General features: G+C 34.4%; 15 protein-coding genes and 1 tRNA gene. All 16 read left to right on the top strand.

What is annotated here, in order from left to right:
* Positions 1-1,332 (top strand): UDP-N-acetylmuramoyl-L-alanine--D-glutamate ligase, encoded by a 1,332-nt coding sequence (murD, locus tag AC1EUU_RS08630; protein WP_480201012.1) that lies wholly within the window; start codon positions 1-3, stop codon positions 1,330-1,332.
* A complete protein-coding gene (locus tag AC1EUU_RS08625; protein WP_480201011.1) occupies positions 1,333-2,532 on the top strand; it encodes an FtsW/RodA/SpoVE family cell cycle protein in 1,200 nt (399 codons plus the stop codon). It abuts the gene before it with no gap.
* The gene (murG, locus tag AC1EUU_RS08620) at positions 2,516-3,607 is read left to right on the top strand and encodes an undecaprenyldiphospho-muramoylpentapeptide beta-N-acetylglucosaminyltransferase (protein WP_480201010.1); all 1,092 of its coding nucleotides are present in this window, start codon (positions 2,516-2,518) and stop codon (positions 3,605-3,607) included. Before AC1EUU_RS08625 ends, murG begins: the two co-directional genes overlap by 17 nt.
* On the top strand, positions 3,604-4,944 hold the full coding sequence (murC, locus tag AC1EUU_RS08615; protein ID WP_480201009.1) for a UDP-N-acetylmuramate--L-alanine ligase: 1,341 nt from the start codon (positions 3,604-3,606) through the stop codon (positions 4,942-4,944). The genes murG and murC overlap by 4 nt, the downstream gene beginning before the upstream one ends.
* A gap of 5 nt (positions 4,945-4,949) precedes the next feature.
* Positions 4,950-5,669 (top strand): cell division protein FtsQ/DivIB, encoded by a 720-nt coding sequence (locus AC1EUU_RS08610; RefSeq protein ID WP_480201008.1) that lies wholly within the window; start codon positions 4,950-4,952, stop codon positions 5,667-5,669.
* A gap of 3 nt (positions 5,670-5,672) precedes the next feature.
* Positions 5,673-6,977 (top strand): cell division protein FtsA, encoded by a 1,305-nt coding sequence (gene ftsA, locus AC1EUU_RS08605; RefSeq protein ID WP_480201007.1) that lies wholly within the window; start codon positions 5,673-5,675, stop codon positions 6,975-6,977.
* Positions 6,978-7,021: 44 nt separating this feature from the next.
* A complete protein-coding gene (gene ftsZ, locus AC1EUU_RS08600) occupies positions 7,022-8,905 on the top strand; it encodes a cell division protein FtsZ (RefSeq protein WP_480201006.1) in 1,884 nt (627 codons plus the stop codon).
* A gap of 142 nt (positions 8,906-9,047) precedes the next feature.
* Positions 9,048-9,497, top strand: a complete 450-nt coding sequence (locus AC1EUU_RS08595; protein ID WP_480201005.1) for a GatB/YqeY domain-containing protein — start codon at positions 9,048-9,050, stop codon at positions 9,495-9,497.
* A gap of 25 nt (positions 9,498-9,522) precedes the next feature.
* Positions 9,523-9,596, top strand: a tRNA-Arg gene (locus AC1EUU_RS08590).
* A 191-nt stretch (positions 9,597-9,787) separates the two neighbouring features.
* Positions 9,788-12,598 carry a helix-turn-helix and ligand-binding sensor domain-containing protein gene (locus AC1EUU_RS08585; protein ID WP_480201004.1) on the top strand — a complete coding sequence of 937 codons (2,811 nt, stop codon included), beginning with the start codon at positions 9,788-9,790 and terminating at the stop codon, positions 12,596-12,598.
* Between the two features lie 340 nt (positions 12,599-12,938).
* Positions 12,939-16,142: a glycosidase gene (locus AC1EUU_RS08580; RefSeq protein ID WP_480201003.1), complete on the top strand. Its 3,204-nt coding sequence runs from the start codon at positions 12,939-12,941 to the stop codon at positions 16,140-16,142.
* Positions 16,143-16,155: 13 nt separating this feature from the next.
* Positions 16,156-17,562 (top strand): Ig-like domain-containing protein, encoded by a 1,407-nt coding sequence (locus AC1EUU_RS08575; RefSeq protein ID WP_480201002.1) that lies wholly within the window; start codon positions 16,156-16,158, stop codon positions 17,560-17,562.
* A 31-nt stretch (positions 17,563-17,593) separates the two neighbouring features.
* The gene (locus AC1EUU_RS08570; RefSeq protein ID WP_480201001.1) at positions 17,594-18,433 is read left to right on the top strand and encodes a glycoside hydrolase family 16 protein; all 840 of its coding nucleotides are present in this window, start codon (positions 17,594-17,596) and stop codon (positions 18,431-18,433) included.
* Between the two features lie 35 nt (positions 18,434-18,468).
* Positions 18,469-21,582 (top strand): immunoglobulin-like domain-containing protein, encoded by a 3,114-nt coding sequence (locus AC1EUU_RS08565; protein ID WP_480201000.1) that lies wholly within the window; start codon positions 18,469-18,471, stop codon positions 21,580-21,582.
* Between the two features lie 117 nt (positions 21,583-21,699).
* Complete coding sequence (locus AC1EUU_RS08560; RefSeq protein WP_480200999.1) at positions 21,700-23,244, top strand: sugar porter family MFS transporter; 1,545 nt, start codon at positions 21,700-21,702, stop codon at positions 23,242-23,244.
* A 13-nt stretch (positions 23,245-23,257) separates the two neighbouring features.
* Positions 23,258-26,725 carry a hypothetical protein gene (locus AC1EUU_RS08555; protein WP_480200998.1) on the top strand — a complete coding sequence of 1,156 codons (3,468 nt, stop codon included), beginning with the start codon at positions 23,258-23,260 and terminating at the stop codon, positions 26,723-26,725.
* Positions 26,726-26,728 lie beyond the last annotated feature (3 nt).

Below are 26,728 nucleotides of genomic sequence, written 5' to 3'. Positions count from 1 at the left end.
ATGAAGATTGCTGTTTTAGGTGCAGGAGAAAGTGGAGTAGGAACGGCGGTTCTGGCGAAGAAAAAAGGATATGAAGTTTTTGTTTCCGATAAAGGAACAATCGCTGAGAGATATAAAAAAGTTCTTTTACAAAATGATATTGCCTTTGAAGAGGATAAACACTCAGAAACGCAAATTTTTGATGCAGACTTGGTAATGAAAAGTCCAGGTATTCCTGATAAAATTTCACTCGTTCAAGATTTGATTCAAAACAAGATTACGGTAATCTCTGAAATTGAATTTGCGAGTACGTTTACTGATGCTGTTATAGTTGGAGTAACCGGTAGTAATGGTAAAACAACAACAACACTTTTAACACATCACGTGTTAAAAAAAGGAGGATTAAATGTTGGTGTTGCTGGAAATGTTGGAGATAGTTTCGCTATGGAAGTAGCCAATAAGAACCATCAAAGCTATGTGTTAGAGCTCAGCAGTTTTCAATTAGATGGTATTGTTGATTTTCGGCCACATATAGCGATAATCACAAACATATCACCTGATCATTTAGATCGATATGATTATAAGTATGAAAATTATATCGCCTCAAAATTCAGGATTACCATGAATCAAACTGAAGCAGATTATCTCATTTATGATGCTGATGATGAAGCAATATCTAGCTGGTTGAAGAACAACAGAACTAAAGCACAATTATTGCCTTTTTCAATTACTAAAAAACTTGAAAAAGGTGCATATATAGAAGACAATAATATCATAATAACAACTGATTCAAATAAATTAAAAATGGGAATTACTACTTTGGCTTTACAAGGAAAGCATAACACTAAAAATGCAATGGCATCAGCAATGGCTGCTACTTTACTGAATGTAAGAAATGAAACCTTACGCGAAAGTTTAGAGAATTTCGAAAGTATAGAACATCGCTTGGAGCCGGTGCTAAAAATTAATGGTGTACACTATATTAATGATTCAAAGGCAACCAATGTGAATGCTACATTTTACGCTTTAGAAAGCATGAAAACCGATACTGTTTGGATTGTTGGAGGTGTTGATAAAGGAAATGATTATACAGAATTATTGCCTTTGGTTCATGAAAAAGTAAAGGCTATTATTTGCTTAGGAATCGATAATCGCAAAATTCACGAAGCCTTTAATAATATTGTTGATCTTATTGTTGATACACAAGGAGCTGAAGAAGCAGTTAAAGTTGCTTATAAAATTGCTGATAAAGGTGACAATGTGTTGTTGTCTCCTGCATGTGCAAGTTTTGATTTGTTTGAAAATTATGAAGATAGAGGAAGACAATTTAAAGCTGCAGTTAGACAATTATAAATGACTAGAATCCTCAAAAATATTAGAGGTGATCGTACCGTTTGGGCTATAGTTGCACTGCTGGCTATTTTTTCCTTTTTACCAGTATATAGCGCTAGTACCAATTTGGTATACGTGGTAGAAAACGGTACTACGTTTGGACATTTGTTAAAACATGCGATGTTACTCTTAATGGGTTTCTTTATTATTTATGCCACTCATAGAATTCCCTACCGCTATTTTAGCGGTCTCTCTATACTGCTAATTCCAGTAGTTGTGGTGTTATTGATTTATACCTTGGTGCAAGGTCAAACCATTAGCGGTGTAAACGCCAGCAGGTGGATTCGAATTCCTTTTGTTGGAATAGGGTTTCAGACCTCTACTTTAGCAGGAGTAGTTGCAATGATTTATGTCGCCAGATACTTAGCTAGAAATAAAGAAAAAGAAATAACCTTTAAACAAAGTATTTTGAATTTGTGGCTACCGGTAGGTTTAATACTCATGTTAATCCTTCCAGCCAATTTTTCTACAACCGCCATCATTTTTGTTATGATTCTTGGTTTAACATTTCTAGGAGGCTATCCAATTAAATATTTAGCTTCAATTGTAGGTATTGGTGTTGTGGTATTTGCATTATTTATTTTAACAGCAAAAGCTTTTCCTGATGCTTTTGAAGGAAGTCGTATCAATACTTGGGTGAGTAGAATAGAGAACTTTTCTACACCTGATGCAGAAGCTAATTATCAGGCAGAAAAAGCAAAAATAGCGGTTGCTTCCGGAGAAATTTATGGAAAAGGACCAGGAAAAAGTAGTCAAAAGAATTTTTTACCCCAATCGTCATCAGATTTTATATATGCCATTATAGTAGAAGAATATGGTCTTTTAGGGGCACTGCTTTTACTCATTTTATATCTCGGTTTATTATTTAGAATTGTGATTATAGCTACAAAAACGGAGACAATTTTTGGAACACTTTTAGTTTTAGGAGTAGGCGTTCCCATAGTATTTCAGGCATTTATCAATATGGCTGTGGCTGTAGGGCTCTTTCCCGTAACGGGGCAGCCCTTACCATTAATAAGTGCTGGGGGAACTTCTATTTGGATGACCTGCTTCGCTATCGGAATCATATTAAGTGTAAGTGCTAATAGAGAAGTTGATCTAAAAAAGAAGTTAAACGATGAAGAGAACCCACTAAATATTTTACATGAAGCAATCGGTTAATATATTGATTAGTGGAGGAGGTACAGGAGGACATATTTATCCTGCAATTAGCATTGCCAATGAATTAAAAGAACGCTATGCTAATGCTAATTTTTTGTTCGTTGGAGCTAGTGACCGTATGGAAATGGAAAAAGTACCACAAGCTGGTTATGAAATAAAAGGATTATGGATTTCGGGAATTCAACGTAAACTAACATTTAAGAATCTACTTTTTCCTTTTAAGTTGATAAGTAGCCTTTGGAAAGCTAGTGGAATCATTAAAAGATTTAAACCAGATGTGGTAATTGGTACTGGTGGATTCGCCTCGGGTCCAACATTACAAATGGCTAATAGAAAAGGAATTCCCACATTGGTACAAGAGCAAAATTCATATCCTGGAATTACAAATAAAATATTAGCGAAAAAAGCAAATACTATTTGTGTAGCTTATGATGGGTTAGAGCGATTTTTTCCAAAAGATAAGATTATTAAAACAGGTAATCCGGTTCGTCAAGATTTATTGAATATAACAAACAAAAAAAAAGAAGCACAAACATTTTTTGGAGTAAAACCCGATAGAAAAACAGTGTTGATTTTAGGAGGAAGCTTAGGAGCGAGAGCAATTAATCAGTTAATCGAAAAAGAGCTCAATTGGCTTCAAGAAAATCAAGTTCAGCTTATTTGGCAAACGGGTAAATTATATATAGATGATTATAAAAAGTATGATAACAGGAGCGATGTTCAAACTCATGCTTTTTTAAATAGAATGGATTTGGCCTATGCAGCAGCTGATATAATTATTAGTCGTGCAGGGGCCGGATCAATATCAGAATTGTGCATCATTGGTAAGCCAGTGATTTTTATTCCATCACCTAATGTAGCCGAAGATCATCAAACGAAAAATGCAATGGCGGTGGTTGATAAAGGTGCAGCTTTGTTAATACAAGAATCACAATTAGAAGACTTTCAAAAAACGATCGATCAATTACTAGGTTGTTCTGAACAACGAGAGTTATTAAGTAAAAATATTAAGCAGTTGGCGCTACCAAATGCTACTAAAGATATTGTTAACGAAATTGAAAAGTTGATTAATTGAATTTAAAGGAAATACATAATATTTATTTCATTGGCATCGGAGGAATCGGAATGAGTGCTCTAGCAAGATATTTTCATGCAAATGGTGTGAATGTATCTGGCTATGATAAGGTGCATTCTATGACAACAAAAGCATTAGAAGAATTAAAAATTCAAATAAATTATCAAGATGAGACTTCCGCTATTGGGAAGGCTATTTTAGATAATCAACGAACGCTGGTTGTTTATACTCCGGCGATACCAAAAGACCATAAACAGTTTAATTATTTTAAGACGAACGGATTTAAAATTTTTAAGCGCTCAGAAATCTTAGGTGAGATTACAAAAAGTACTTTTTGCTTTGCAGTAGCCGGAACACATGGTAAAACAACTACATCAACGATTTTAGGACATATTTTAACGGAATGTGGAATTAATGCAACCTCCTTTTTAGGAGGAATTTCAGAAAACTATAACTCTAATTTGATTCTTGGCGGAGATGAAATTAGTGTAGTTGAAGCAGATGAATTCGATCGATCATTTTTAAAACTTTCACCAGATATAGCCTGTATCACTTCAATGGACGCTGATCATTTAGATATCTATGGTGAAGCAGACGAATTACAACAATCTTTTAAAGATTTTGCAGCTAAAGTTTCTGATAAGTTATTTGTGAAGAAAGGACTGCCAATTAATGGGATTACCTATGGAATAGATGAAGGAGCCGATTATGATGCTAGAGATGTTGAAATTGTGAACGGAACCTATGTTTTTGATGTTAAAACGCCCTCAGAAATAATAGAAAATATACAACTGAATCTTTCAGGAAAACATAATGTGCTAAATACTGTGGTTGCTTTGGCAATGGCGCATAGCTATGGAGTGTCGCTTGCGTCCATTGCCAAAGCTTTAAAAACGTTTAAAGGCGTGCAACGCAGATTTACTTACAAAATTAAGACCGATGACTTGGTTTTAATTGATGATTATGCACATCACCCAACTGAAATCAACGCAATTGCAACTACCGTACATGAATTATACCCTCAAAGAAAAATATTGGCTGTTTTCCAGCCTCATTTATTTAGCAGAACTCAAGATTTTGCCGAAGACTTTGCAGAAAGCTTATCAAAATTTGATGCATTATTATTATTAGATATTTATCCTGCAAGAGAACTTCCAATTGAAGGAGTAACCTCTAATTGGTTATTAGAGAAAATTCAACTCGAAGAAAAAAAAGTGGTTCAAAAACATGTACTGTTTAGTGAAATTTTAAATGTTAACGCCAACGTGATCGTAATGTTAGGTGCTGGTGACATAGGCGAATTGGTAAATCCTATTAAAGAAAAATTACTCAATTAGTTAAGATGAGAAAATATATGAAACATATCAAAGCCCTAATGTTTATAGGTGTTTTAGTGTTTGTTTTTGGGTTTACATCTTTGAGAAATGATGAAAAAAAAGTTAGAGATATTGATGTGAAATTTATCAATGGCGACAACCTTTTTATAACTTATGAAACGGTTAATAAATTGTTAATACAAAATTATGGAACCCTTAAAAGTCAGCCAAAAGAAACTATAATTTTGAGCAGTTTGGAGTCAATTCTGCAATCGAATGAAATGATTGAAGAAGCTGATGTTTTCTTAACGGTCGATGGAAAACTATGTGTTTCTTTAAAACAAAGGACGCCCATTGCTAGGGTTAATGATGAAGGAATAGCTTATTATATTGATAGTAAGGGCGGTAAAATGCCTCTTTCGTCAAATTACTCAGCAAGAGTGCCGATAATAAGCGGTGTTAAAGGAACAAACCTTACAGAGGTTTATAGGCTCGCTAAACGAATTTATAATGACAAGTTTTTGCATGAACAAATTATTGGTATTGAGCAAGGGCCTAAAGAGGAGTTTGTTTTAAAAACGCGTGTAGGAGGTCAAAGAATCGAATTAGGAAGACTGAATAAGTTAGATACTAAAATTAAAAAGCTAAAAGCTTTTTATCAAAAGAAACTAAAAGATCAAACATTAGATAATTACCAAACGATTAACCTGGTTTATGACAATCAGGTTGTATGCACAAAAAAGTAATTTATGGAACACGAAAACATAGCGGTTGGTTTAGATATCGGTACAACTAAAATTGTAGCGATGATCGGTAAGACCAATGAATACGGTAAAATCGAGATGTTGGGAATGGGAAAGGCTAAGAGTTTAGGTGTTCACAGAGGTGTGGTGAACAACATTACACAAACTATCCAGTCGATTCAGCAAGCCGTTGAAGAAGCTGAAAGTGTTTCTGGGGATAAGATAAAAGATGTAGTAGTTGGTATTGCTGGGCAACATATCCGTAGCCTTCACCATAGTGATTATATTACAAGACCTAATTCCGAGAAAGTAATTGATGAAGCCGATATTGAAAAATTAATCAATCAGGTTCATAAACTTGTAATGTTACCCGGAGAAGAGATAATTCACGTATTACCGCAAGATTATAAAGTTGATGGTCAAGGTGAAATTAAAGAACCTATTGGCATGTATGGAGGGAGACTTGAAGCAAATTTCCATGTGGTGGTTGGTCAAGTATCTTCTATAAGAAATATTGGCAGATGTATTAAAAGTGCCGGATTAGAGTTGGCAAATATTACGCTAGAACCATTGGCTTCTGCAGATGCAGTTTTAAGTCAAGAAGAAAAAGAAGCAGGAGTAGCTTTAATTGATATAGGGGGGGGGACAACCGATTTAGCCATATTTAAAGATGGTATTATTCGTCATACAGCAGTGATTCCGTTTGGTGGAAATGTAATTACAGAAGATATTAAAGAAGGTTGCTCAATAATTGAAAAGCAAGCAGAACTTCTGAAGACCAAATTTGGCTCGGCTTGGCCCGGAGAGAATAAAGAAAATGAAATCGTATCAATTCCCGGATTAAGAGGTAGAGAACCAAAAGAGATCACTCTTAAGAATTTATCTAAAATCATTCATGCCCGTGTAGTTGAAATTATAGAGCAAATATATCTTGAGGTCAAAAATTATGGCCATGAAGAGAGTAAGAAGAAATTAATTGCTGGTATTGTGTTAACAGGAGGTGGGGCTGAACTAAAGCACATTAAGCAATTGGTTGAATATATAACTGGTATGGACACAAGAATAGGCTACCCTAACGAGCATATATCAGGGAGCTCAGATATTGATATGTCTAGCCCTTCATTTGCTACCGCAGTTGGTCTGTTAATGAAAGGCTTAAATCAAAAGACTAAGAAAGTTCAAGAACAAACAGTATCAGAAGCAGAAGGAACAGAATACCAAGCAAAACCTAAAATGCAAATGGGTGATAAGAAGTCAATTTTTGAAAAATGGGCTGATAAGTTCAGAGAATTTTTAGACAATGCCGAATAAATAAAAAAAACTAAAACAAAAAAGCAATCCCAAAATCAAAAGATATGAGCAAAGAATTTAAGAATCTTTCGTTCGATTTACCAAAAAATCAGTCTAATGTCATTAAGGTGATCGGCGTAGGTGGTGGAGGTAGTAATGCCGTTAACCATATGTGCCAGAAAGGAATTAAAGGTGTAGACTTTGTAGTTTGTAATACTGATGCACAAGCTTTACAAAATAGCCCGGTGCCAACAAGAATTCAACTAGGAGTCACATTAACCGAAGGACTTGGAGCAGGAGCAAATCCTGAGGTTGGAGAACAGGCAGCTATTGAGAGTATTGATGACATTAAAAAAATGTTTGGTACCGCAACCAAAATGGTATTTATTACAGTAGGAATGGGCGGTGGTACTGGTACGGGAGCAGCACCGATTATTGCGAAGGTAGCAAAAGAAATGGATCTGTTAACAGTTGGGATTGTAACAATACCATTTTCTTTTGAAGGTAAAATGCGAAATGAACAAGCTCAAAAAGGGATTGCCAAACTACGAGAGCATATAGACTCTTTAGTAGTAATAAATAATAATAAATTAAGAGAGGTTTATGGTAATTTAGGCTTTAAAGCTGGGTTCTCTAAGGCTGATGAAGTATTGTCAACTGCGGCATCGGGTATTGCCGAAGTAATTACCCATCATTATACTCAGAACATAGACCTTAAAGATGCTAAAACCGTATTAGCAAATAGTGGAACCGCTATTATGGGATCTGCAACAGCTTCTGGAAGCAATCGTGCGCAGGAAGCGATTACAAATGCATTAGATTCCCCATTATTAAATGATAATAGAATAACAGGAGCTCAGAATGTATTATTATTGATTGTTTCTGGAACTACAGAGATTACAATTGATGAGATTGGTGAAATTAATGATTATATACAAAGTGAAGCTAAGAGTAATGTAGATATTATTATGGGAGTCGGTGAAGATGAAACTCTTGGAGAAGCCATTGCTGTTACCGTTATTGCTACGGGATTTAACATCGAACAGCAAATGGAAATCAGTGCAACCGAATCTAAAAAGATAGTACATAATTTAGGTGAAGATTCACCAATGTTTAAACCTGCATTTATACAAAAGCAAAAAGAAAGTGAGCAAGAGAAAGTTGTAAAATATACACTTGAAGAAGTTGAAGATAAAGTAGAAGAACCTTTAAGTAATTTGATTCCAACTACCGAACTTATCAAAAATATTGATGTGATCTATGAGGAGGTGCAAGTAGAAAATATCGATGATTTTGTGATTACACCGGTTACACAAAATACTCAGGTTGAACAAGATGATTTTGTAGAAGAAGAAAAACAAGTTACGTTAACTTTTGACCTTCCTTTAAACCCTAAAAAAGAAATAGTAAAAGAAGAAAAAGAAGTAACCACGCATGATTTAATCGCTAAAATTGATGATATTAAAGTGGTTGGTGCAGAAGTTGTACAACCAGAACGTACGCCTGACGGAAAGATTAAATATGGGCTTGAAGATTTTATGGAGAAAGAGTCTAAGGTTGTTAATGAGGCTGCAAATAAGGCGCTGGAAGATGAAGAATTACGTTTTGATGTTCGTGTTGAGAAAGGTTCGGATAAATCAAGTGTGGTGGTTAATGATGATGAAGCATCACCTTTAAACTTAACAATTGCTGAATTACAAAAGAAAGCAGACGAGAGAAGACAAAAAATGAAAGAATTCAATTATAAATTTACGAATAGATTAAACCAAAATATAGATGAAATTGAAAACCAGCCTGCATACAAACGTATGGGAGTTGATCTTGAAGATGTAGAACCATCTTCAGAAGTTTCATCATCAAATCAATCTAGAACTACGTTAGATATTGATGATAACAACGATATTCAATTACGATCAAATAATTCATTTTTACATGATAATGTAGATTAATCTTACTATTTAGTTTTTGTTTGTTGAGAAAAACCCAAACTTCCCCTTTTAAGTTTGGGTTTTTTGTATGTTAAAATTACTTCTTAAACCATTTTCAAGGGAGAGGCTTTTTGTTATCTTTGTGTGCTTAAAATTTGTCAGTATGAGTTTACAACAAGAAGTAATGTCAAAGTTAAAGGAAGCTATGAAAGCCAAAGATTCAGTAGCTTTAGAAGCCTTACGGGCAATTAAATCGGCTATTTTATTGGCTCAAACCGAAAGCGGTGCTGCTAGTGATTTATCAGAAGATCAAGAGTTAAAGCTGTTGCAAAAATTGGTAAAACAACGAAAAGATAGTGCAGCTATATTTTTAGAACAAGAAAGGCAAGATTTAGCACAACCTGAGTTAGATCAGGCGGCAGTAATAGAACAATTTTTACCAGAACCCTTAACTGAAGAGGAAATAGAAAAGGTTGTGGTTGCTACGATTGCTAAGGTAGGAGCAGAGAGTATGAAAGATATGGGTAAAGTAATGGGGATTGTTTCCAAAGAATTAGCCGGGCAAGCTGATGGTAAGACCATTTCAACAATTGTTAAAAAGAATTTAATGTAAGTCATTCTAAAATCTAATAAGAATTGGCCCCGTAGTTCAACTGAATAGAATATCAGATTTCGGCTCTGAGGGTTGCAGGTTTGAATCCTGCCGGGGTCACATAAAATAAACCTGCAAAAGCTGCAGGTTTTTTTACTTAAAAAAAATAAGTTCACATCTTTGTTTTATACGATTAAAATGGCCTGTGTTAGAAGGGTGATAAATGATGTCGATTAAGATACTTAAATGATATTCTATTAATAATTTGTATTATTGTAAGGAAGCAAATTGACTATTTACAATTATAATTGTTGTCATTTAAAAAAATAATTACTGTTTTTATAAGTTTTGTTTGTGCTTGCACTATTGCACAAGAGCTCCCTCCTATACAAAATTTTACTCCGGTTGACTACAACGCTCAGAACCAGAATTGGGCCATTACTCAATCATCTGACAAGTTAATTTATGCTGCCAATAACGAAGGGCTTCTTGAATATAATGGAGCAAATTACTTGTTGTATCCTTCTCCTAATGAAACTATAATGAGATCGGTAGTTTCAATTGATAATAAGATTTATACGGGCTGCTATATGGAGTTCGGATATTGGCAAAAGAATAATTTAGGGACACTAGAATATATTTCCTTATCGAAGAAGATAGGCATCCCATTATTACAAGATGAAGAGTTTTGGGAAATAATTGGAATCGATGATTGGGTAATTTTTCAATCTTTAAATAGAATCTATATTTACAATATAAAGGATGATACAGCGAACATAATAGACTCTAAAGAGACTATAGTTAAGATGTACAAAGTTAATGAGAGTGTCTATTTTCAGAGAATCAATCAAGGAATCTATAAAATTGTTAATGGTAGGGATGTTCTTTTTTTAGATGATCAAGTTGTTAGGGATGATGAAGTGATAAATATTTTTGAATTAGATAGTAAATTCTACATTCTAACACGTAACAAGGGAATTTATAACATTGAGAATGGTGCCTTAAAAAAGTGGGATGCTCCAATTAATGATCAATTAGGTAACATTAGTGTTTATGATGCCATTCAATTAAAGAATAATGATTTTGCAATAGGAACAATATCTAATGGATTACTATACTTTAACAATGAGGGCAGATTAGTATATAATATCAATCAAGGCAACGGTCTATTTAATAATACGGTGTTATCAATTTTTGAAGATAACGATAGTAATATTTGGCTAGCACTTGATGACGGGATAAGTTTTATTAATGTTGATTCACCTATAAAGACTTATAGAGATCAAAAAGGTATTATAGGCAGTGTATATACTTCCGCTATTTATAATAACAACTTGTTTTTAGGTACAAACCAAGGTTTATTCTATAAAGGCCTAAATAAAAATGAGCAATTTAAACTTATTGATGGGCTTCAAGGACAAGTATGGAGTCTTAATGTAATTAATAATCAATTGTTTTGTGGGCACCATAAAGGAACCTTTATTGTTAGGAAAAATATAGCTGAGAAAATTTCTAACATTCCTGGAACCTGGAAAGTAGCTGAATTGAATGGCACGTCTAATCTATTAATTCAAGGTAACTATGACGGATTATATGTTTTAGAAAAATTAAATACCTCTTGGAAACTGAGAAATAAGATAAGTGGGTTTAATAATTCGGCAAGATATTTCGAAGTCTTGAAAGATTTAGTTTTCGTGAATCACGAGTATCAAGGAGTTTTTAAACTTAAAATTGATGATTCTTTGACTAAAGCTATTAGTATAGTTGAAGATACTATATTGAAAGGAGCAAACTCGGGAATCACAAAATATAATGATGAGATTTTATATGCCTATAAGAAGGGAATTTTTAAGTATAATGATAAAGACAGAATTTTTATAAAAGATAGCCTTTTGAGCAGTATTTATAATGATAATGAATATACATCTGGCAGTCTTCTTATTGATAATGTTAATGACGGATTTTGGGTTTTTACTAAGTCAAATTTAACTTTTGTATCTCCGGGTGAATTGGCAAGTACACCTAAATTAAAAAAAATACCACTAACAAGCGATGAACGTAATAATGTAGTTGAGTATGAGAATATTATTAATTCTAATGATCAAGATGAATATATTATCGGGACGAGCTCAGGATATATAAAAATTGAATCAGATAAAGTAGAAGTTAGTAGCTTTAATATATTTATCAATAAAGTTGAAAATGGTATTAATAAAAGTCATAGCATAGTAGAGAACCTCATAGTTAAAACTCAAAAAGGGAACTTTAAAAGCGATGAAAAAAACTTAAGAATTTCTTATTATACCCCAAAATATAACAAATATTTAAAGCCAAATTATCAGTTTCAACTATTAGGTCTTTATGATGAATGGAGTGAATGGAATAATGAGCCCACGGTATTTTTTGAAAACTTACCATCTGGCGACTATACATTTAATGTTAGAGCTAAAATAGGTAACAGACTATCTGAAAATATTGCTACTTACAATTTTAAAGTTGAAAAGGCCTGGTATATATCAAACTTGATGTTGGCAATTTATGGTTTAGCGATTTTATTATTTTCTATTTTTATGCATAATATTTATAAAAGTTATTACAAGAAAAAAGAAGAGAAGCTTATAGAAAAGAATAAAAAAGAAATGGAACTGATAAAAGTTCAAAATGAAAAAGAAATTATTAAGTATAAAAACGAAAAGCTTCGAAAAGATTTTAGAGAAAAAAGCAATGAGTTGGCTGCTTCTACTATGAGTATAGTTAAAAAGAATGAATTGCTAGCTCAAATTAAAGAACAGTTAATTAAGATTAAAGAAAAAGAAACTGTAAGACCAGTTATAGATGTAATAGATAGAAGTCTTAACCATAAAGAAAACTGGGAATTCTTCAAAGAAGCATTTGATAATGCAGACAGAAAGTTTTTTAAGAAACTCAAAAAACTCCATCCTAATCTTTCACCAAATGATTTAAAATTATGCGCCTATTTGCGCCTCAATTTATCTTCAAAAGAAATAGCACCAATGTTCAATATTTCTGCAAGAAGCGTCGAAATTAAGAGGTATAGGTTGAGAAAAAAAATGAACCTATCTAGCGATAAAAACCTTACAGATTATATAATTAGCATGTAATTACCTCTACAAATGAGATTTTTACCACAACATTACCACAACATTGACTCTTAACTTAACTTGTTGGGTTATTTTTTTTCAAAAGTATAAACATTGTATTTCGTACGTATATATGGTGAGAATGTGCTAAAAAAGCATATAAATTTTTCCTATGTATATTATTTGTAGTGGTCTTTTTTATGGATTTAGCAATTATTCAGGATAATTTTATTTCCTCATTAACAAAGCACCTACAATAAATTAATTTTATTTAGACTCCTCTTAAAGTCCTCAGATTAAAATCAATTTTCAGTTTAAGGTGTTTTTAGACTCAATAATGAAGAACTAAAAACTAAGTACAATGAAAAAAAATCTTCTAAGTGTTCTTTTAATCTTAATTACGATTACTGCTTTTTCTCAAGCAAACAAAGTTAAAATAGAAAAGAACTCTGATGGAATGAAACTCGTAGTTGACGGGAAGGATTTCATGATTAACGGTATGAACTGGGATTATGTTCCTATTGGTACCGATGTAACTAATGCGAATTTTTATGAGCAACCAGACGAAGTTATTATGGCTGGTTTAGATCATGAAATGGGACTCCTAAAGAATATGAACGTCAATGTTGTTAGACAGTATGTAGGTGTACCAAAAAAATGGGTAACATATATATATGAAAAGTATGGAGTCTACACATTGCTTAATCACCAATTTGGGCGTTACGGATTAACTATTGATGGTGTTTGGACACCAGTAACAGATTATTCCAATGCTAGAACTCAGGAGATTTTGGTCTCCGAAATGATTCAGTTGGTTAAAGATTACAAAGACACACCAGGTATCTTAATGTACATGATGGGTAATGAGAATAACTATGGGCTTTTTTGGCAGGGCGCAGAAACAGAAGATTTTCCAGAAGGTGAAGAACAAAAGCAAGCTGTAGGAGAACGAAGAGGAAGACCAATGTATAGGTTGATGAATGAAGTAGCTGTGAAAATGAAAGAGTTAGACCCTAATCACCCAGTTGCGATATGTAATGGTGATGTGCTATTCATTGACATTATTGCAGAAGAATGTAAAGATGTAGATGTTTACGGAGCTAATACATATAGAGGTGAATCTTTTGGAGATTTCTTTCAAGTTGTAAAAGACAAGCTAGATATGGCTTTAATGTTTACTGAATTTGGAGCTGATGCTTACAATGCATTAGCAGATAAAGAAGACCAATACTGGCAAGCACATTATAATTTATTGAATTGGGAAGAGATTTATGAAAACGCCGCCGGATTAGGGAAGGTTGGAAATTCAATAGGTGGTTTTACATTTCAATTTAGTGACGGCTGGTGGAAACTAGGTTTCGATAAAAGAGAAGATGCCGATACGCATGAAACTGGAGCTTCATGGAGCAACGGAGGTTATTATCATGATACCAAAGATGGTTCTAATAATATGAATGAAGAGTGGTTTGGTATATGTGCCAAAGGACCAACAGATATACGTGGCTTATATGAATTATATCCTCGAGCTTCATATTATACATTAAAAGAAGCGCACAAATTAAATCCTTATCAAGATGGTATCACACTAGACTATATTGACCATTATTTTGATAATATTAATATAATGGACGCTGTTCTAAGGGCAAGGGGAGATAAAGCTTCTTTAGATGCAAAAAGTGGTAGCGGCGCGGTAATCCGGCTAAGCCAATTAAGAGCTGAAATGACAGGTTTCTACACTGGTGGGAAGTTATTGACTACCCCAGAGACTGCAAACCCTGATGAGAATGTCTTTCCTGATGAAACAGGTTTTGATCATATGCAGTCTTTTTATGTTGGTGTTGAAGGGAATCCAGCACCTGGAGTAAAAGCCAATGTGAATTTTAATATTTTAGGAAACGTTGCAGAGAACCCAATTGATCAAATTTTCTATGAAGATGTTGGTAGACCGGTAAGTGCACAGGGAGCAGAAGCCAATGGTGGAGAAACAATAGCTATTAACGACCCAAATAGAATTAGATTATACCAGGCTGAGTTTGAGTGGAAAAATAAACTAGCAGATATTAAATGGTTTTATAGAACGGGCCATTATCACTGGGGTTACGAAGGAGACTTCTTTGGATTATACCCTGAAGCGAATTATGGACCTAACCTAGATATTTATAAAGGAGAAATACAAGGTACTGAAGTGCATGGTAAAGGTAAGTTAAAAGGATTGGCCGCTGCATTTGGTCGCCAATTATGGTGGGGAGCGAATCCAACAGCTTTACTTAAATATCACAAAGAAATACATGGTTTTGAGGTCACTGGGATCTACCATAGAGATTTTGAACAGGATATAGAACTTGATGCAAACGGGAATCGGGTAATAGACCCAAATTTGGTTAGAAGCCGTGTGATTCCTGCCTGGCCTATTGAGCGTGCTACGGTTGTTGTAGAAAAAGAGTTTGGCGATTTTGGCTTTACTGTTGGAGGTATTTGGGGCGGTAGTCCATTAAATGGTATTAGCTATCAAGATGTAAGAGGTGAGCAAGGTAATTATATTGTGTATCAAGATAGAATTAATTCAGACGATAATTGGGGTGCCAAGGCAAAAATTACCTATTCTAAAGGTAAGTTTAATTGGTATGCCTTAGGAGCTACTGCAGGGTTGGTAGCAAATGGCGGAGTAGACCAAACACAAAATTTTTCTGGATGGAAATTAAAAGATAATGGAAGTGGAAACCAAAATAGTTTCTTAACTGGTTTTACCTATACTATTGGAGATTTACAGATTGCCCCTAACTTTCTATGGCAAGAGCCTTTAGTAAAACCAATACCATTAGATGCCACAGGTCCTGCTGCACCAAGAAATTTTATTAACGATCCGTTTGTCGTAAGAGCAAATCGTAAAACCACGGCAGGAGAGATTATATTGACTTTTGACCCTACGCCAGGTTCATGGTTTTATGCATGGGATAATGACCGAGTTGAAGATGCAAAATTTGCCTTTAACCTTGGTTATGTATATCGTCATTTTCCAACGGCTCAAGATACACATGTTGGTTTTAATGCCGACGGAAGCTTTTTGATTTTTCCTAATTCTGCTCCTGCAAAGGATCTATGGGAGGTTCATTCACGTATAGTGTCTAAAATAAGTCCTGAGTTTAAGATCATTGCTAATTTATATGGAGGTAATGCACAGGCACTTGGTAGTGATCCACGTACTATTGAAAGGTTTGGTATAGATGCTAAATCGATTTATAAAAATTGGCAATTTCAAGGAATGTTTAGAGTAAATGATTGGGGGCCTTATGATTACCATCGTGATTTTAACCTAACCTTTCCATTACAAATGTCATTAGACATCTCTACAACTATTGGCAAACCAGATTGGTTTATTTTACCTGATACTAGAATTGGTATTCGCGGTACGTGGCGTTCACTAGACCAATACTCCCCGAGATATTTACCAACTCAGGTTGCTCCAAACACATTCCCTCCTGCGCCTATCTTAAGCCCTGTAGGTTTTGATGATGGACAAGAGTGGGAGATAAGAACATACATACATATTAATCTTGGAAAATAATAACGTCATGAAAATGAAGAATAAAAAATATTTCAGTTCTATAAGCATCTTAATGGCTATAGTTTGTATTTCACTGGTAAGTTGTGAAAGAGACCTTTCAGATGAAGCAGTTTTTGCTACATTTCCTCAAGACGGAGACGTTTTTATTGATGGCTTTTCATCAGGATTAAATTATTTTCCTTTCGTAGATGCAGGAGCCGATCCTGAAGCATTTAATGTAGTTTCTGACGATGTGTTTTCGGGTACCTCAGCTATGCGTTTCGACGTTCCTACATTTGGTAATGGATTTGTTGGAGCTGCTTTTAATACTACGGCTAATAGAGATCTTTCAGGATTTGACGCTTTAACATTTTATGCCAAAGCATCTCAAGGAGCAAGCTTAGACGCCATTGGTTTTGGTATTAATGATTCTAATGGTAATAAATATCAAGTTACTTTAAACGGACTTGCAATTAGTACCAACTGGAAAAAATATGTGATTCCAATACCCGACCCTTCAAAGGTTTTTAATGAATCTGGGTTGTTGTGGCTTGCAGAAGGAGCATCTTTCGAAGGAGATGAAGGGGGGTATATATTTTGGCTTGATGAAGTTAAGTTTGAAAAATTAGGTACCGTAGCGCAACCACAGCCGGTTATTTTAAATGGACAAGACGTTGTGCAACAGTCATTTAATGGCAGTGTAATTAATTTAGCTGCTAGTGGTCTTACACAAACATTTAATGTAAGTGGTGAAAACGTAACAGTAAGTACAACACCAGGATACTTTTCATTTGATTCAACAAATCCGAGTGTAGCAACGGTTAATGAGAACGGTATTGTTAATGTTTTAAACCAAGGTACCACAGAAATAACAGCAACTTTGGGTAATGTTTTAGCAAATGGGTCTTTAGAATTAACTTCTGGAGGAGATCTTCCTGAACCTCCGGTGCCATCGCAATCTGCAGAAGATGTTAGATCTATTTATAGTGATTCTTATACTTCAGTTACTAATAGCAACTTCAATCCTGGTTTTGGAGGATCAACAACGCAAACTAGTGAGGCTAATTTAAATGGAAATAATGTACAGATTTATGCCAATAATAATTTTACGGGTATTTTATTTGACAATGCGGTCGATGGATCAGAAATGACTCACCTTCATGTAGATGTGTTTACGCAAACGGCAGGTACTGCTGTAGAAATTCAAATAAGAGATATTGGTGCAAATGGAGAGCTAGAAACTAATGTTTTTAATGGTTTCCCTGACGGAGATGATAAAGATTTTAGGTTTACTGTTGATGGTTTACAAGTAGGTCAATGGACTTCTTTTGAAATTCCATTGGGAGGTGATCTTGCAACTCAAAAGAGCAATTTAGGCGCTCTTATATTGGTTGGAGGCCCAGATTTCATATTAGATAACATTTACTTTTATAAAGAATAGGCTCGAAACATAAAATTTTAAAAAAAAGAAGATGAACAATTTTAAAAATAAAATAAAAGGTAAAGAGTTACTATTTCTTTCTCTCTTAATAATTATGCTGTTTTTCACAACTGGCTGTGAAACAGATGAGAATCAAGAAGTAACTACGTTTACAAACCTGGTTATGTCAGATGAATTTGATGTTGAAGGAGCACCAGATCCTACACTATGGACGTATGATATTGGTAGAGGACCAAATGATGATGGCTGGGGTAATCAAGAGTTACAGTATTATACCGATCGTTCTGAGAACGTAAGGGTAGAAAATGGCTTTTTAATTATTACTGCCATACAGGAATCTTTTGAAGGGGCAAATTATACCTCCGGTCGTTTAATTACTAAAGGAAAATTCGATCAACAATATGGTCGTTTTGAAGCACGAATACGTTTACCTTATGGTCAAGGCATGTGGCCTGCATTTTGGCTGCTGGGCTCTAATATAGACCAAGTAGGTTGGCCTCAATGTGGTGAAATTGACATAATGGAAAATGCGGGAGCAAGACCTACTCAAGTTAGTAGCGCTCTTCATGGTCCTGGTTATAGTGGAGGACAGCCTATTTTTAAAGATTTTGATTTTGAAAATGATCGAGTAGATACCAGGTTTCATATTTATGGTGTTGAATGGAGTCCTGATGAAATAAACTTCTATGTTGATGATAAACTCTATCATACAGCCACTCCTGATGATGTTACAGGAGAATGGGTATTCAACAACAGTCCTTTTTACATGCTATTAAATCTTGCTGTTGGGGGTGTTTTTGATGGGCCTCCTAATGCGGAAACTGTTTTTCCACAAAGTATGATTGTGGACTATGTACGTGTATATCAATAAAATAAACAAGCTTAATTTAACTAATAAAAATAATCATGAAACAATTGATCAAAAAAACTAAGATAATATGGCTTCTAGTCGTTGCAATGTCATTTTTTGGATGTGAAGAAGATGATGATGCCACGCTACCAGAGATTGAAACAAATTTTGTGCATGCCATAGACGCAGATAGAGGTGTAGTGACTTTTACAAACTTATCTGAAAATGCAGATAGTTATAGCTGGGATTTTGGAGATGGCACATCATCAACTGAAATTAATCCAACTAAGGTGTATCCTACGGGTAATTATACTGTTGTTTTAACAGCAAAAAATACAGCAGGTGCATCTGGTACTTTTGAAGATAACATTGTAATTAATATTCCGTTACCAATTAATTTCCCTATTAATTTTGATGACCCTAATGTAAGATATGATATTACAACTTTTAACGGTGCTTCATTTGCAATTGTAGATAATCCTGATGCTTCAGGAACGAATACAAGTACTGGTAAAGTTGGGTCAATTACTAATGGCGGAGCTGCTTTTGAAGGTATTTTCTTTGATTTAGGAATGCCTCTTGATTTGTCACTGGTGAAATCTTCACAAACAGCACTAAAGTCTGTGCAAATGAATTTTTGGTCTGATACACCAATTGATGTTTTAATGAAGCTTGAAAATGGAACAGGCGCAGATGTTGAAACAATAGCAAGTCATGGAGGATCAGGTTGGGAATTAATTAGATTTGATTTTGATTCTGACGCGAGTTACTCAAGAATAACATTATTCGTTGATGGCCCTGGTACTACCGCAGGAACTTTTTACTTTGATGATGTAGAGCAGGTTGAGACACCTGAGCCTACAAGTGGATGTAATGATACTCCTGTAGCAGCAACATCACTACCATTAGATTTTGAAGGATGTGCTACATTCCCTTCTTCTGATAACTTTGGTGCCGGAATTACTTCTGAATTAGCACCTAATCCATCAAAAGAAGGTATTAATACCTCTGATTTTGTGCTTAAAGTTGATAAACCAACAGATTCTGATTTCTTTGCAGGAATTCAAAATACTTTTGAAAGCGGTTTTGACTTAACAACTACGGATGTTTTTAAATTAAAAATTTATTCAACTAAAGCAAATGCTGTTTTTAGATTTGAACTATTGGCAAATCCAAACGATGGAAGTATTGGAAACCCAGCTCCGGTATTTGTAACAGTACCGAATGCAGATGAATGGACAGAAGTAGAATTTACATTTACGAATCTTCCGGCAGCACCAACGGCATATAACCAACTAGTTATTAAGCCCGATAATGATGAATCTGATAGCCCAATTACCGCAGGAGGAACATATTATTTTGATGATCTTACATTAAACGAAGGAGTTGGTTCTGGAGGCGGCTCTACAAATGATGGTACAATTTTAAATTTTGAAAATAACCTCACGGGAGTTACAACTTCAGAATTTGAGACTGGAGGTGCATTAGTTGCGAACCCTTCTTCTTCAGGAATAAATACGAGTGCAAACGTGTATGAAGCATCCTACAACAATGGAAACCAATGGTGGGGTGGTATAGGATTTGTAATTGCTGATGGTTTAGATGAAGCAACCACTGTTTACAAAGCAAAATTCTATTCTACAGTAGCACCAACTAACGTATTATTTCAAGTAGAAGTTGATGGAACAAATGCTCCTGTTGGAGATGTTCAAACAATTACTACAGCTAACGAATGGGTAGAATTAACTTTTACGTTAGCAAATATTCCTGCTGGGGTTAACAGAATTTTGATTCGCCCTGATGTTGGAGATCAAACAGGTACTAAACCGAATACGGGTTCTCTTTTTATAGATGACATTGTAGAAGGTGATAGCGGTTCTGGTGGAGGAGATACTGTTGCGCCTGTAATCACATTAAACGGAGATGCTGTTGTTAACCTTACAGTTGGAGGTAGTTTTACTGACCCTGGAGCTATGGCATCAGATGATGTTGATGGCGATATTTCTGGAAGTATTGTTGTAGGTGGTGATAGCGTTGATACAAATACCGAGGGTACATATGTTATTACTTATAACGTGAGTGATGCAGCAGGAAATGCAGCAACTCAGGTTACAAGAACTGTAAACGTAACTGCTAATAATAGTGCTGCACTTTTAGATTTTGAAAATAGTCTGACAGGAGTAACAGCTTCTGAATTTGAGACCTCAGGAGCACTAATTAGTAATCCGGTTTCAGGAGGTATTAATACCAGTGCGAACGTATATGAGGCATCATATAGTAATGGCAACCAATGGTGGGGCGGTATAGGATTTGTTTTTGATAGTGGTTTAGATCAAACAAACACCGTTTACAAAGCAAAATTCTATTCTACAGTAGCGCCAACTAATGTACTATTTCAAGTAGAAGTTGACGGAACAAATGCTCCCGTTGGAGATGTTCAAACAATTACTACTGCTAATGAATGGGTAGAATTAACTTTTACATTGGCAAATATTCCGGCTGGAGTTAACAGAATTTTGATTCGCCCTGATGTTGGAGATCAAACAGGCACTAAACCAAATACAGGTTCACTTTATATAGATGATATTACTGAGGCAGGTAGTGGCTCTGGTGGTGGAGGTGGTGGAACCAGTGGTGGTTGTTCTGATACTCCAATTGCAGCTACAGAACTTCCATTAGATTTTGAAGGTTGCCAAACATTTATATCATCATTTTCAAGTATTGGTGATGGCGGTGTTGTGCCAAGTTTAGATGCTAACCCATCTAAATCAGGAATTAATACTTCAGATAATGTATTAAAAGTTGTAAGAGCTAGCGGTATTAATCGTTGGGGCGGTATACAAAATTCATTCCCGGCAGGAACAATAGATATAACAACTAAAGTATTTAAGGTTAAGGTATATTCTAACATGGCAGACGTTACGTATAGATTCGAGTTGGCTTTAGATCCGCAAACTGATCCTGTAACAGGTAATCCTGCTCCACAATTTAGACAAGTATCTGGAGGTGCGAATGAATGGGTAGAATTAGAATTTACATTCACAAATTTACCCGCAACACCTACAACATATAATCAGTTGGTCATAAAACCAGACAATCCTGATGGTTCAGACGGTGAAGTAACAGCTGCAGAACAAATATTTTATTTTGATGATCTAAGACTTGAATAAGCTTTCAACTTAATTAATAATTGTATTTGAATTATTTAGCAGTAGTCTGAAAAGGCCGAGTATTTTAACCTCGGCCTTTTCAAACCACAAGTCTTAAAAATCAATTAGACTTTCCTTATGATGCAAAATCAAAAAGTAGATATAAAATTGAATAAGTCGTACACAGTTCTTATTAGTTTGATTGTGGCGTTAGGCGGTTTTTTGCTTGGTTTTGATAGTGCGGTTATTTCTGGTGCTGTTAAAGGAATAACTACATATTTTGAAATGACTGATGCCATGCTTGGTTTTGCTGTGGGATGTGTCATTTTTGGTGCAATGGCAGGCAATTTGTTGGCTGGCCTTATGGCTGATAGATTCGGTAGAAAAAAATTTTTAATTATTGTTGCCGCATTATTCGCTGTTTCAGCAACCTGGTCTGCTTTAGCTACCGGATATACTGAATTTGTTATTGCCAGAATTATTGGTGGAGTTGGAATTGGTGGTGCCATATTAATTGCGCCTATTTATATTGCGGAAATTGCGCCTCCAAAACTTAGAGGTAGTTTAGTTTCTTTTAATCAGTTAAATATTGTTATAGGTATTTCAGTTGCTTATTTTTCTAATTATTTCTTGGTAAACTATAGTGATGAAAGTTGGAGATGGATGCTGGGTGTAGAAGCAATTCCCGCATTAATTTATCTTGTATCATTATTTACGGTTCCTAAAAGCCCAAGATGGTTGGTTCAAAAATTTAACAGTTTTGAATCTGCTAGGAATATTCTACAAAAAATAGGAGGTGAAGATTATGCAAAGACTACATTAGCAGAAATTCAAAGAGGCGTTGAAAGAAAGGAAGAAAAAGGTAAGTTATCTAATCTTTTTAATAACAAATATGCTACCATCATGATAATTGCATTAGGGATGGCTTTTTTTCAGCAAATTACAGGAATCAACGCTATATTCTATTACGCACCTACTATTTTTGAACAGGCAGGGGGCAGTACTGATTCATCCTTTTTGCAAGCAATTGTTGTTGGTTTAACAAATTTGGTTTTTACTATAGTGGCCATATGGCTTATTGATAAATTAGGAAGAAAGCCTTTATTATTAATAGGCACAAGTTTTATGACTATAGCTTTATTAATGGCTACGCTAGCTTTTAATAATGCGACTTATCAATTTAATGAAGAAGCTTTGAGAAAAGTTGACGACGTGTCTATCCAAAAAACTTTAATCGAATTTAAAAACAAATCTTTTAATAGGCAGGGTGAATTATTTTCAGTTTTAAAAACGAAACTTAACAACGAACAATTCTTAAATTTTAAACGTAATCAAATTACTAATTTTATAAATATTAATGCAACAATAGTATTAGCAGCCATTTTAATTTATGTCGCTGCCTTTGCTATTTCTTTAGGTCCAGTAATGTGGACATTGATCTCAGAAGTTTTTCCGAGTAAAATTAAAGGGATTGCAATTTCCGTTGTTGGTTTTTTTAATTCATTAGTGAGTTTTTCTGTAACTCAGGTTTTTCCTTGGGAGTTATCTAATTTGGGTCCAACGCTAACTTTTGCAATTTATGCAGCACTTTCTTTATTGGCAGTTTTATTCGTGTATAAATATGTTGTAGAAACTAAGGGTAAAACACTAGAGGAAGTTGAACAATTACTAATAGGGGGATAGAAATTAATTAATAATGATCAACGAAAGTATATCAATGCAACATACTGATACTAACATAGAAAAAAAAGTAAAGCTTAAGCAGATTGTTATAAATAATGAAACTTTTTATAGCATATCAAATGTAGATAATATGAGACCCTTCTTTATGAGTATTGTGAGTGACTCAGATCACTGGATGTTCATTTCAAGTAATGGAGGATTGTCAGCAGGTAGAAAAGATTCGGACAACGCGCTATTTCCATATTATACAGATGATAAAATCACAGAATCTTATGATACTACTGGGAGTAAAACTATCATTCAAATATTCGTTGGAGATCAATGGAAAATTTGGGAGCCCTTTTCAGAGCGATTTTCAGGAAGCTATAAATATTCCAGAAATTTGTATAAAAGTGCCTACGGAAACAAGATTCTATTTGAAGAAATTAACGAAGATTATGGGCTTACTTTTAGATATGAATGGAGCTCGAGCGATAAATTTGGCTTTATAAGAAGAAGTTATCTTATTAATAACAACCATGAACCAGTTGGTGTTAAGTTGTTAGATGGCATACAGAATATTATGCCATATGGTGTAACAGCCGACACGCAAGGAATTAGAAGTAATCTTGTTGATGCCTATAAAAGAAGCGAACTGAAAGCAGATGTGGGGTTGGGTATTTTTGCTTTAAGTGCTATTATTGTTGATAGAGCCGAGCCGAGTGAGGCCTTAAAAGCAAATTCAGTTTGGTCTTTAGGATTAGATAACCCTAAATATTTATTGTCTTCCTTACAACTAAATGCTTTTAGACAAGGAAGAAAAGTAACGCAAGAAACAGATATCAAAGCAGAGAAGGGAGCTTATCTTATAACTACAGAATTAACATTAGAATCTGAAGCAACCAAGCAATGGATGTTGGTTGCCAATGTAAATCAAGGTCCAGCTGCTATCATTGAAACGTCCGAAAATATCAGATCAAATCCAGGTTTAATAGAAGAAATTAATAAAGACATAGAACTTGGTACAAATAAGCTTGTTGATCTTATTGCTGCTTCAGATGGTTTTCAGTTAACTGCAGATAAACGAAGTAACGCACGTCACTATTCAAATACGCTATTCAACATTATGCGTGGCGGAATATTTGATAATAATTACAATATTGAAAAATGGGACTTTGTTAAATACATTTCTAAGGCGAATGTAAAAGTACATCGTAATAATGAATCGTTGTTATCTGAATTGCCTGAGGTTTTTACTTTACAAAACCTAAGAAAATTGGCATATAATAGTAATGACAAAAACTTTAGAAGGCTGGCCTTAGAATACATGCCACTAAAATTTAGTCGTCGCCATGGCGACCCTAGTCGTCCTTGGAATAAGTTTACTATTAACACCCGTGATGAGGTTAATGGCTCTAAAATACTTGATTATGAAGGGAATTGGCGCGATATCTTTCAGAATTGGGAAGCATTAGCCTATTCTTATCCTGAGTTTATAGAGGCGATGATATTTAAGTTCTTAAATGCTACTACGTTTGATGGCTATAATCCTTACCGTGTAACCAAAGATGGTTTTGACTGGGAAGTTATAGAAGAGCACGACCCTTGGTCTTACATTGGATATTGGGGCGATCATCAAATTATTTATTTATTAAAGTTCTTAGAGATTATTCAAAATCACTATCCAAACAAACTGATCGAATATTTTAATAAAGATCTTTTCGTCTATGCTAATGTTCCTTATAAGATTAAATCATATGAAGACATTTTAAAAGATCCCAAGGATACGATTGTTTTTGATTATGATTTAGACCTTAAAATTCGTAAAAAGCGTGATGAATTTGGTGCCGATGGTGCATTGATTAGAGATTCAAATTACTTTATACATAAAGTAAATTTTGTTGAAAAGATTTTAGCTACAGTGTTGGCTAAACTATCAAACTTTATTCCTGAAGGCGGTATTTGGTTGAACACTCAAAGACCAGAATGGAATGATGCAAATAACGCGTTAGTTGGTAATGGTGTATCAATGGTTACCCTTTGTTATTTAAGACGTTTTTTGAACTTCTTTAAAGAAGTCTTAGCTCAAGCTGAAGCGGACAGCATAGAGATTTCTAATGAACTTTTAGAATTCTTTAATGCGATACACCATACACTAAAAGCGAATGAAAGTGTATTAAGTGGAAGTATTAATGATAGAGATAGGAAAAAGATATTAGATGGTTTAGGTATAGCAGGGAGTAACTACAGAAATAATATATATGGTAATGACTTCACTGGAAGAAAAGAAGCAATTAAGCTGTGTGATTTAAATGAGTTTGTAACTATCACTTTAGACTATTTAGAACATTCTATTGAAGCTAATAAGAGAGAAGATAGTATGTATCACGCTTATAATTTAATGACAGTTAAAAGTGACACGGAAGTTTCTATTAGTTATTTAGATGAAATGCTAGAAGGTCAAGTTGCTGTTTTAAGTTCTGGTTATCTTTCAGCTAGTGAAAGCATATTATTGTTAGACAGCATGAAAAATAGTGCACTATTTAGACCAGATCAATACAGCTATTTGTTATATCCAAACAAAGAATTACCATTATTTGTAGATAAAAACAATATTCCAAAATCACGAGTTGAAAATAATAACTTATTGGTAGCGCTTATTAAAGAAGATAATTCACAAATTATAGAGAAAGATATAAAAGGTAATTATCACTTTAATGGGAATTTTAATAACAGTGATAGCTTAAAAGGAGCTTTATCGGAACTGCCAACAAAGTACGATGAGCTAAAGTCTGAAAGTGAAAAAGATATTTTCGATTTATTTGAAGATGTTTTTAACCACAAAGCTTTTACAGGAAGATCGGGTACCTTTTATGGTTATGAAGGGCTAGGTTCAATTTATTGGCACATGGTTTCTAAGTTACTTCTAGCTGTAGAAGAATGTACCCTGCAAGCTATTGAAACGAATGAAAGTGAAGAAACTGTTGGTCGTTTACTAGAGCACTTCTATGAAGTTAACGAGGGTATTGGTGTTCATAAATCTCCATTGTTATACGGTGCGTTTCCAACAGATCCATATTCTCATACACCTTACACTAAAGGTGCGCAACAACCAGGAATGACGGGTCAGGTTAAAGAAGATATTTTATCACGTATTGGTGAATTGGGAGTGTCAGTTAAAAACGGAAAAGTTCAATTCAACCCATGTCTACTTAGAGAAGATGAATTTTTAAAAGAACCTAAGGTATTTAAATATGTTAATCTAAAGCAAGAACTTAAGCAAGTACAACTTTATAGGCACGAGCTGGCATTTATGTATTGTCAAGTTCCTATAACCTACGGTATGGGGAGTGAAAATAGTTTAGAGGTAGCTCTAAATGATGGTTCTGTAAATACAATTAGTGGTTTAAGTTTAGATGAAACAACGAGTAAAAAACTATTTGAAAGAACTGGTGAAATTGAAAGTATAAAAGTAAATATTGAAAAAAGTATCCTAAAATAAAAA

It is taken from the genome of Maritimimonas sp. 2205BS37-2, assembly GCF_056591755.1.
Note: the sequence above shows the minus strand (reverse complement) of the source record. Positions and strands in the feature narration are given on the sequence as shown.

Bases quoted from the DNA above. Each gene is read 5' to 3' on its own strand.
- murD (WP_480201012.1), top strand. From the start codon at position 1: ATGAAGATTGCTGTTTTAGGTGCAGGAGAAAGTGGAGTAGGAACGGCG.
- AC1EUU_RS08625 (WP_480201011.1), top strand. From the start codon at position 1,333: ATGACTAGAATCCTCAAAAATATTAGAGGTGATCGTACCGTTTGGGCT.
- murG (WP_480201010.1), top strand. From the start codon at position 2,516: ATGAAGCAATCGGTTAATATATTGATTAGTGGAGGAGGTACAGGAGGA.
- AC1EUU_RS08610 (WP_480201008.1), top strand. From the start codon at position 4,950: ATGAGAAAATATATGAAACATATCAAAGCCCTAATGTTTATAGGTGTT.
- ftsA (WP_480201007.1), top strand. From the start codon at position 5,673: ATGGAACACGAAAACATAGCGGTTGGTTTAGATATCGGTACAACTAAA.
- ftsZ (WP_480201006.1), top strand. From the start codon at position 7,022: ATGAGCAAAGAATTTAAGAATCTTTCGTTCGATTTACCAAAAAATCAG.
- AC1EUU_RS08595 (WP_480201005.1), top strand. From the start codon at position 9,048: ATGAGTTTACAACAAGAAGTAATGTCAAAGTTAAAGGAAGCTATGAAA.
- AC1EUU_RS08580 (WP_480201003.1), top strand. From the start codon at position 12,939: ATGAAAAAAAATCTTCTAAGTGTTCTTTTAATCTTAATTACGATTACT.
- AC1EUU_RS08575 (WP_480201002.1), top strand. From the start codon at position 16,156: ATGAAGAATAAAAAATATTTCAGTTCTATAAGCATCTTAATGGCTATA.
- AC1EUU_RS08570 (WP_480201001.1), top strand. From the start codon at position 17,594: ATGAACAATTTTAAAAATAAAATAAAAGGTAAAGAGTTACTATTTCTT.
- AC1EUU_RS08565 (WP_480201000.1), top strand. From the start codon at position 18,469: ATGAAACAATTGATCAAAAAAACTAAGATAATATGGCTTCTAGTCGTT.
- AC1EUU_RS08560 (WP_480200999.1), top strand. From the start codon at position 21,700: ATGATGCAAAATCAAAAAGTAGATATAAAATTGAATAAGTCGTACACA.
- AC1EUU_RS08555 (WP_480200998.1), top strand. From the start codon at position 23,258: ATGATCAACGAAAGTATATCAATGCAACATACTGATACTAACATAGAA.